Here is a 9,064-nt window from a genome sequence, read left to right as displayed (position 1 = left end):
TACCTGTTGACTGAACTACCCGAAGTGTTTTCCCAGTTCAGTGACCTGATTGCGGATTCTTCGTTGGTCTGTCCGTGGAGACCTCGAGAGACCTGGCGTCCCTGGTCGTGCCCCTCGCCGGCGAGTTGGTAGCCACGGATGATCCGTGGGAGCCGTACCGGCTCCTCGATCCGTCCGGGGCGCCGGTCGGTGGTGTCGCCGCTTATCTGCAGGACCTCCAAGGGGCCGGCAGGCCATCCGTGACAGCGCGGTCGTACGGGATGGACCTGCTGCGCTGGTTCCGGTTCCTGTGGGCCGTCGAGGTCTCGTGGGAGCGGGCTACGCGCCTTGAGGCCCGGGACTTCTCCCGGTGGCTGCTGGTTGCCGGACAGCCGACGCGTCCGCACTGGCGCACGTCGTCCGCCGGGGTGTGGACCACGGGTGGAAAGCCGTACGCGGCGTCGGTCCGCGCACACAGCGAGACGGTCCTGCGGGCCTTCTACGACTTCCACGTCGACGCGGGTACGGGGCCGATCCTCAATCCCTTCCCGCTGCACCGGTCTCGCCGCGGAGGCCGTGCCCATGCGCATCACAACCCGATGGAGCCGCACGCCAATGAACGCGCCGGGCTCTATCGCCCGACGATGCCCGAGCGGGTGCCCCGCAGCGTCCCGGATGACGAGTTCAACGAGATTTTCGCAAGGCTGCCCTCCCACCGCGACCGGGCCCTGGTCGCCTTCTACGTCTCCACCGGTGCCCGCGCCAGCGAGCTCTTGTCGGCCACGCAGGGCGGCGCCGACCCGGGGCGTCAGCTGATCGCGGTGGTCCGCAAGGGCACCCGGGAGGTGCAGGAGCTTCCGGCCTCGACGGACGCATTCGTCTGGCTGCGGCTCTACCAGTTGGAGATGGAGGACGCGATCCCTCGCGGGCGACGGCTGCCTCTGTGGTGGACGCTTCGCGCCCCGTCGCGCCCGCTGACCTACCACGCGACTCACCGGATGTTCGAGCGGGTCAACGCGCTCGCCGGAACCTCGGCGACGCTGCACGCGCTGCGGCATACTGCGGCCTACCGGATGGCCGAGGACCCCAGACTGCCGCTCACTGATGTCCAATTCGTCCTCGGACACGTGCAGTTGACTACCACGCAGATCTACCTCACCCCTCGGAAAGAGGAGGTGATCCGCCGGGTCCTGGCCCACCATGCCGAGCAGACCCGGCAGGCCGCAGCACGGACCGCCCCGGAACCCGCCGCGGGCTACCGCGCCGAGACCCTCAGCGTCCTGTTCGGCGGTCGGCCATGACCACCGCGACGCTGAAGGCGGTGAGCACGGCGGCGGCCCTGAAGCTGCCGCGCGACCGGTTCCCCGCGAGGACCGTCCCCAACGACTGGGCTGCCACCCGGCTGAGGCGGGCCGCGGTTTGGCAGCACACGACCGGCACGCCGTTCGTCCTCGCGAACCCCGTGGTCCAAGCCAAACGGGTCCGCGGCCTGGCCCACCTGCTGGACTGGCTGGAGGACTTCCCCGGTGCCTCCTGGCAGCAGCGGTGGCTGGCCAGCGGCGCCGAGTCACTGGGCGCCCAGTGGCGGCGGGCGCCGCTGCACTGGCTCAACCACCGCGGTCGCCGCTCGAGCTGGCTGCCGTCCGAGCTGTCCAACGGCATGAAGGTCCTGATCTGCGCCGACGTCCTTCGCCCCTCGTTGGAGTGGCTGGTGTCGGTGCCCTCCCTGAAAGGGGACCTTGCACCTGGCCTCGCTCTCGTCCGCGACCGCGACGGGTTCGCCCGACTTCAGGCGCACTGCGATGGCCGCGCCGATCTGTCGGCACCGTCCCGCCGGCTGGTCTTGCAGCGCGTCGCGGTGCTCCTGGCGGCGAAGGGCGGCACGGTCGGCGACATCATGCTGGGCGACGTCCTCGAACTTGCCGAGACTGAGACGGCCGTGCGCACGTCGTGGCCAAAGGACCTTCCCGTCTTCTACAGCGTGCTGCGGGAGCTGGAGATCTTCGGTCCCGAATCCCCCACGGGCTGGCGCGAGTTGCGCACGGGCGGACAGCAGACCCCGGAGGAGCTGATCGACCGCTACCGGATCGAGTGCCGTCCCATCCGGGACCTCCTCGTGGACTACCTGCGAGAACGCCAGCCCGCGCTGGACTACAACAGCCTGCGTGGCCTCGCCTACTTCCTCGGCTGCCGATTCTGGAGGGATCTCGAACTCCATCATCCCGGCATCGACACACTGCACCTGCCGGCCGACGTCGCTACCGCCTGGCGGCAGCGCCTGACGTCCCGGCCGGAGACGGTCACCGGGCCCGACGGCGCAACGTTCATGGCCACGGTTCCCCGGATCAGCTTCCGTGAGTGTCTGGCCAAGGTGCGCTCCTTCTATCTGGACTTGTCCCAGTGGGCGATCGAGGATCCCGGGCGGTGGGCTCATTGGGTCGCCCCGTGTCCCGTCGGCCGCGAGGACACCGGACGGCGCAAGCACAAGCGACAGCTCAAGGCCCGCATGGACGCCCGCACCCGCGAGCGACTGCCGGTCCTGCCCGTGCTCGTCCGCACGGTCGACCATCGCCGCCGGACGGCCGAGGCCCTTCTCCGGGCGGCCTGGCAGACGGAGCCGGGGACCACCTTCACCGCCGGCGGTCAGACGCTGATCCGGCCCCTCCTACGACCGGGCACCTCCGCGGACAAGATCTGGGCCGAGGATCTGACGAGCGGCAAGCGGCGGGATCTCGTCCAGGAAGAGGAGTACGCGTTCTGGGCCTGGGCCGCGGTGGAAGTCCTCCGCCTCACCGGCGTCCGCATCGAGGAACTCCTGGAGATCAGCCACCACAGCCTGGTGCAATACCGGCTGCCGACCACCGGCGAGATCGTGCCACTGCTGCAGATCGCCCCCTCCAAGACCGACGCGGAACGACTCCTCGTGGTCAGCCCCGAACTGGCCGAGGTGTTGTCCACGATCATCAGCAGGATCCGGCAGCCCTCCGGCCCGGTCCCGATGGTCCCCGCCTACGACTGGCACGAGTGCATGTGGATGCCGCCGGCCCCGCTGCTGTTCCAGCGCCGCTTCCGCACCGAGCGTCGCGCCATCAGTCACGGCACTGTCCGCAAGATGCTCAAGTCCGCCCTGGCCGACACTGGCCTGGTCGACCCCGCCGACGGCCGCCCGCTCAACTACACGCCCCACGACTTCCGCAGGCTGTTCATCACCGACGCCGTCATGAACGGCCTGCCTCCACACATCGCCCAAGTGATCGCCGGACACCGGGACATCAACGTCACCCTGGGCTACAAGGACCCTCGGGAATTGCATCAGATGGGCGAGAATCCGCAGGTCGCGAGCTCAGGCCGATGGGCTGGCGAACTCCAACGCTACTACGAACTAACGGCCTGAGCAGGCATGTTGCCAGATGGATCCCGCCTGATGCATGATCTGCCCTCCAGAAGGGACGGTCTGGAGTGGTGCATCAGCAGAAGGTGGCCCTGGCCGGGGCGGCTCACATGGAGCTCGTCTCCGGCGTGGTCCAACTGCGTCCGGAGGACGCAATGTTCGACGCGATGCTGCGGGGCTGGAGGGCTCAGCAGAAGTCGCGAGGGCTGAAGGACGAGACGATCGAGCCGCGGATGCGGCTGGTCCGCCGGTTCCTTGACTATGCGAACGAGTACCCGTGGCAGTGGTCGCCGGCCCACTTGGACGAGTGGTCGGCCTCGTTGACGGGCGAGAAACATCTGGCGCCGTCGACGATCCGCAGCTACCAGGGCGACGTCCGGCTTTTCACCGAGTTTCTTATCGACGCCCGCTACGGCTGGGGACCTGCCTGCGACGAAGCCTTCGGCACCCACCCCGTGGCGATTGCTCATGAGTGGAACACCATCCCTCACCTGCAGGATTACGAGGGAGACCCGGAAGCGAGGCCGTTCACCCGCGAAGAACTACAGCGCTTCCTCGACTACGCCGACGACCAAGTCGCACGCGCCGTGAAGTCCAAACGCAAGGGAGCCCTCGCCGCCTACCGCGACGCCACCCTCTTCAAGGTCATCTACGGGTGGGGGCTTCGCCGGACCGAGACGTCCAAGCTGGACGTCATCGACTTCGGACGCAATCCGAAGGCTCCGCAGTTCGGCCGGTACGGCACACTCAACGTCCGCTACGGCAAGGCGAAGAAGGGCCAACCGCCACGGCGGCGGAACGTGCTGTCGGTGATGGACTGGGCTGTTGAGGCGGTCACCGACTATGTCGAGAACGTGCGGCCGCGCTTCGGATTCCCCGATCATCAGGCCCTATGGGTCACCGAACGCGGCGGACGCCTCCAGCCCGGTTCCATTAACGACCGGTTCGAGGCATATCGGGATGCTCTAAACCTCTCAAAAGATCTAGTTCCGCACTCAATCAGACATTCGTACGTCACGCATCTCACCGAGGACGGGGTCGACCGTCGTTTTATCCAGCAGCAAGTCGGCCACGACTGTGACAGCTCCACGGCCATCTACACGCACGTCAGCGACGACTTCATGAACACTGCCTTGAGCAAGGCTCTGGCCCCGGCGTTCGCCGGCGTCTGACGAGGAAGGACCCGATGATGGCCGCCAAGCTCGACTACCACTGGCATCTGCGCAAGGTGATGGCGGATCGCGGGATGTTCTCCACCACCGACCTCCTCCCGCCGTTGAAGGAACGCGGCATTACGTTGTCCACGAGCCAGGTCTACCGGCTCGTCGTCGAGCGACCAGAGCGACTCAGCCTGAAGATCCTCATGGCCCTGCTGGACATCCTGGACTGCACCATGGATGACCTCATCGAGCCCGTCACCGGGGCCGGTGCCGCGGCGAAGCCGAAGAAGGCCGTCGCGGGCGGGACCGCGGTCTCCGAGGGGGTCGGTGATCTGCGGCCTCGGCGGGCCCGGATCACTGGGGTCGACCGGTGACCGAACTGGCCGAGGAAGTCCTGACGGACCCGGTCGGCCTGGTGGTGCGGCTGGTCAGCAAGGTCGAAACGCACCTGGATACGGCCCGTATCCGTGACATCGTCTGCACACTCGTACGCACACGAGCCGGCCGCCGCAACCTCGCCCAGGCCCTGCACGACAACCCCGCGCTGTTGCGGACTGGCAGGCCACCGGCGCCGTTCCGCGTCGCCAAGCTGCTGATGGCCCTACGCGAGGCTGGCGCCCAGGACACCGCCCTGCCCCACTGCGGGGAGTGCGGGCGCCCTCGCCCCTACGTCGGCAGCCGCTCGGGCGGCCGATGGGGATGCTCACCTTGCTTTGATAAGTCCGCGGTCTGCGCGGGCTGCCACCAGCAGCGACGAGTCGTCAGCCGAGACCGGCACGGCCGGCCCCGATGCGCGAAGTGCCCTGACACCGACGGCGATCCGGTCAAGGAACTCACCCGCCTGATCACCGGCATCGACCCCGCACTCGATGCGGACACGATCCGGACCGCTCTAGAACGATCCACGAAACGGCTGGCCGGACAGCGTCGACTGGCTTGGGCGGTGATCGCCCGCCCTGAACTGCTGACCAGCGTCGGCCACGAGGCCCCCACTCCGGCGGTGCTGCGATTCATCGGCGAACTCGTCGCCAGCGGCGCCACCACCACCGTGGTCAGGCCAGCCTGCGCGCGCTGTCACGGGGTAAAGGCGCTGTCGAAGCTCCTGGACGGGAAGCGGGTCTGCCGGGCCTGCTTCGCTCGACACGCGGCCGTCCCCTGCACCCGTTGCGGTGCGGTCCGTGAACCTGCCACCCGGGACGCTGCCGGTCAGCCGCTGTGTCCTACCTGCCTGATCCGCGACCCGGCCAACCTGGAGGTCTGCGTCGGCTGCGGGCGCCGTCAGCCTGTTGCAGTCCGGCTCGACGACGGCGTCCGCTGCCCGAGTTGCGTGCCGAAGATGGTCAGGGATTGCGGTCTCTGCGGCCGCACCGCCCGTTGCGAGATCTCCCGGGCCACCGGGCAGCCCTGGTGCGAACGCTGCCAGCAGCGCTGGGCGACCTGCTGCAGCTGCGGCACAGTTGCCCAAGTCCGCGGCGGAACCTGGGAGGAACCGTTGTGCGCGAAGTGCACCAACCCCGACCCCGACTTCTGGGGCCGGTGCCCCACCTGCGCGACCACCTGGCAGCTCGGCTCCCGCCCCTGCCAGCGATGCGTCCTCGACCAGCAGCTCCGCCGCCTCCTCGGCGCCAGCGACGAGGAGGCCATCGCCCCCGAGCTCGCGCCGTTCCACGAAGCACTGACGAGCGCCGAGCGGCCGGACACCGCCCTGGCTTGGATTTCCCGATCGCAGGTCCGTGACCTGCTGGAACGCATAGGCCGCGACGAGCGTCCCGTCACCCACGACAGCCTCGACGACTTCCCGTCGGGAAAGGTGCTCGCTCACCTTCGCAGCGTCCTCGTCGCGACAGGCGTCCTGCCGCCGCGCGACGAACGACTCGTCGCCCTGGAGAAATGGATCACCACAACCGTCCAGGCTCGCACAGACCTCGCCGAACGCCGGATCCTGCACGGTTACGCGGTCTGGCACCACCTGCGCCGGCTCCGCCGCCGCCTTGGCGACCAGCACACCAGCCAACTCCAGGACATGAACGTGCGCTGCCACGTCAACGCCGCCGTCAACTTCCTCACCTGGCTCGCCGGCGAAGGTCTCACCCTGGGCGTCTGCACACAAGCCGACCTGGAACGCTGGATGACCGATCCCGCCTTCCGCTACCGCGACGAGACCGGCCACTTCGTCCGCTGGTCCGTACAGCATCGCCATGCCCACGGCCTCACCTGCGGCGCCGTCCGCTGGACCGGCCCACAGGGCACCATCGACAGCGAGAAACGCTGGGCGGACGCACGACGCCTCCTCAACAAGGACACGCTGCCCACCGCCGACCGAGTCGCTGGGCTGCTGCTGACCCTTTACGCGCAGAAGATCTCCACCATCAGTCAACTCACCGTCGAAGACGTCGACTTCACTGGCGAGACCGTCGCGATCACCTTCGGAGCTTCGCCCGTCATCCTTCCGATGCCGCTTGGTGCCTTGGTCCGCGAGCTCGTCGCGACCCGACGCGGCAAAGCCAAGATCGGCACTCCGGACGACGTCCCTTGGCTCTTCCCCGGCGGACAACCAGGGCATCCACTCAGCGACAGCCAGGTCGGTCTGCGGCTGCACAAGATCGGCATTCGGCCCCAACAGGACCGCTCAACAGCCCTGTTCACCCTCGCCGCCGAACTGCCCGCCGCCATCCTCGCCCGGATGCTCGGCATCCACATCCAAGTCGCCGTCCAATGGCAGAAGGCATCCGCTGGGGACTGGGCCGCCTACGCCGCCGATGTCAGCCGCCGTGTCCCGGAGAACCAATGAAGCTACCGATCACCATCCACCAAGCACGGCTCGGATCCATGGAGTTCAAGGTCATCCGACCAGCCCGGCCTCTGGTCCACGCAGTGCTCATCGACCATGATCGGCACCTGGACGCCTACCTCGATCAGGATGCCGCGCAGCGAATCGGCGGGCTATGGACGCTTGCCGCCTCTTCACCGCGCTCACTGGTCCACCTGCCGATGCGTGGGAATCGTGGCCCCTCCCGCGAGCTGCCAGAAGAGGGCACGCGACAGCTTGATCTCGTGCTGCTGCACCACTCGCTCCAGTTCGCGCCCTCACGCTGGAAGGAAGTGCGCGGGCGACTCGGCCCAGGGCGTCCGCAGACGGTGACGCTGCCCGGCCCAGGACACACCGGCGAAGCCGTGATTGATCACGAGGCACGGCACTACCGGGAGAACCGGGACCTGTTTCACCAGCATCTCCACGCCGAGACCCTGTTCATGACCGGCAGCGCGAAGGTGTTCAGGGAAACCGCCCGGCACTTCCTCGACGTCGCCCGGAACGGCCCCGGATACGTCCCCGTCCATCCGAGCTATCCGCACTTCTGCACCGAACTCCACTCCAACGACGGCATTCTCGGCGACGCGCGCGAGATCCACATCGAGTACTGCGACCAGTGGGACTCATGACCCCAAGCGACAGGACCCCGCCGACCATGACGTTCAACGATCACCTTCAGCACCTCGTTGAAAGGGCCCTCGTATCCATCCCGGCCGCCGATGCCAGCGACATCTACGCCTTCTCCTTCCTCATCGACAACGAGGACGACGACCCCCGTCAGCCGACCCTGACGGTCGGCTACAACACTGAAGCTCAGGCTCGACGCAACATCCAGGACGCCTCTGACCAAGCAGAAGCCCGCTGGAACTACGCCTTCTGGATCCAGAACGAGCTGACTGTGGTCGGCGACCTGACCAGCGACCCCGGCGGCGCCATCGCTCGCCAGGGGTGGATCACCGAACTTGGATTTTGGTACGAGGAGCCGACCGACCTCGCCGACTGGGATTCAGTCATCGGGCCACTCGCCGCGCAGATCGCGGCCCGCTTCAGCCAGACCTGCTGCCAGCTCGCCCGAACCCTCCATACGACCGGCGTCATCGAAAGATCTGTCGGCCGAACCGTGCCGGTGATCGTCCACGAGCTGGAGTACTACGAGGCGATCGCCCGGCAGACCGAGACCGCCAACCCGCCCGGCCTCGCCGACGAGTTCACCTCATGGGTCCGCCATGGCTGAGGCATTCGGACAGTTCCAATACCCGACTCCACCATTAGCCGTCTATCCGGACGAGGCCATCCAAGCTCATCTTGCATTCCTCGCCCGACGCCGCAGCGACCGCCCCACCGAGGAATACCGGGCGCCCACCGACGAGGAATGGGAGGAATTCCTCGGACACTTCGAGCGCCGCAAGGTCTCCACCGGCCTCTGCGGCCGGGCCTACTCCACCCCCTGCATCCACGAGCACGCTTGCCTACGTTGTCCGGTGCACTGGCCCGACCCCGCTCAACGCACCCGGATCGAAGAGATCCGCGACAACCTCCTCGCCCGCATCGACGAGGCACAACGCGAGGGCTGGCTCGGCGAGGTCGAAGGACTCCAGATCAGCCTCGCCGGCGCCAACGACAAGCTCAACCAGATCGACCACCGGTCACGCCGCGCTGTCGACCTCGGAATCCCGTCCCCACGGACCCCCTGAACAGACCAAGATCACAAGTTCAGAGAAT

8 protein-coding genes are annotated in these 9,064 nt (G+C 67.6%); all 8 read left to right on the top strand.

What is annotated here, in order from left to right:
* The first annotated feature begins 74 nt into the window (after positions 1-74).
* Positions 75-1,280: a tyrosine-type recombinase/integrase gene (locus ACI2L1_RS44590; RefSeq protein ID WP_404745210.1), complete on the top strand. Its 1,206-nt coding sequence runs from the start codon at positions 75-77 to the stop codon at positions 1,278-1,280.
* Positions 1,277-3,373: a tyrosine-type recombinase/integrase gene (locus ACI2L1_RS44585; protein WP_404745209.1), complete on the top strand. Its 2,097-nt coding sequence runs from the start codon at positions 1,277-1,279 to the stop codon at positions 3,371-3,373. The genes ACI2L1_RS44590 and ACI2L1_RS44585 overlap by 4 nt, the downstream gene beginning before the upstream one ends.
* Positions 3,374-3,438: 65 nt before the next feature.
* Positions 3,439-4,542 carry a tyrosine-type recombinase/integrase gene (locus tag ACI2L1_RS44580; protein WP_404745208.1) on the top strand — a complete coding sequence of 368 codons (1,104 nt, stop codon included), beginning with the start codon at positions 3,439-3,441 and terminating at the stop codon, positions 4,540-4,542.
* Positions 4,543-4,559: 17 nt separating this feature from the next.
* Positions 4,560-4,904: a helix-turn-helix domain-containing protein gene (locus tag ACI2L1_RS44575; protein WP_404745211.1), complete on the top strand. Its 345-nt coding sequence runs from the start codon at positions 4,560-4,562 to the stop codon at positions 4,902-4,904.
* Complete coding sequence (locus ACI2L1_RS44570) at positions 4,901-7,321, top strand: site-specific integrase (protein WP_404745207.1); 2,421 nt, start codon at positions 4,901-4,903, stop codon at positions 7,319-7,321. The genes ACI2L1_RS44575 and ACI2L1_RS44570 overlap by 4 nt, the downstream gene beginning before the upstream one ends.
* Positions 7,318-7,971, top strand: coding sequence for a hypothetical protein (locus tag ACI2L1_RS44565; RefSeq protein WP_404745206.1), 654 nt, complete (start codon positions 7,318-7,320; stop codon positions 7,969-7,971). The genes ACI2L1_RS44570 and ACI2L1_RS44565 overlap by 4 nt, the downstream gene beginning before the upstream one ends.
* Positions 7,972-7,997: 26 nt before the next feature.
* Positions 7,998-8,576, top strand: a complete 579-nt coding sequence (locus ACI2L1_RS44560; protein ID WP_404745205.1) for a hypothetical protein — start codon at positions 7,998-8,000, stop codon at positions 8,574-8,576.
* Complete coding sequence (locus tag ACI2L1_RS44555; RefSeq protein ID WP_404745204.1) at positions 8,569-9,036, top strand: integrase; 468 nt, start codon at positions 8,569-8,571, stop codon at positions 9,034-9,036. The genes ACI2L1_RS44560 and ACI2L1_RS44555 overlap by 8 nt, the downstream gene beginning before the upstream one ends.
* Positions 9,037-9,064: the final 28 nt, after the last annotated feature.

This window comes from Streptomyces sp. NPDC019531 (genome assembly GCF_044903305.1).
Lineage (GTDB): Bacteria > Actinomycetota > Actinomycetes > Streptomycetales > Streptomycetaceae > Streptomyces.
The sequence above is the reverse complement of the archived record's forward strand: the minus strand, read 5'-3'. Positions and strand labels throughout refer to the sequence as shown.

Bases quoted from the DNA above. Each gene is read 5' to 3' on its own strand.
- ACI2L1_RS44585 (WP_404745209.1), top strand. From the start codon at position 1,277: ATGACCACCGCGACGCTGAAGGCGGTGAGCACGGCGGCGGCCCTGAAG.
- ACI2L1_RS44575 (WP_404745211.1), top strand. From the start codon at position 4,560: ATGGCCGCCAAGCTCGACTACCACTGGCATCTGCGCAAGGTGATGGCG.
- ACI2L1_RS44565 (WP_404745206.1), top strand. From the start codon at position 7,318: ATGAAGCTACCGATCACCATCCACCAAGCACGGCTCGGATCCATGGAG.
- ACI2L1_RS44560 (WP_404745205.1), top strand. From the start codon at position 7,998: ATGACGTTCAACGATCACCTTCAGCACCTCGTTGAAAGGGCCCTCGTA.
- ACI2L1_RS44555 (WP_404745204.1), top strand. From the start codon at position 8,569: ATGGCTGAGGCATTCGGACAGTTCCAATACCCGACTCCACCATTAGCC.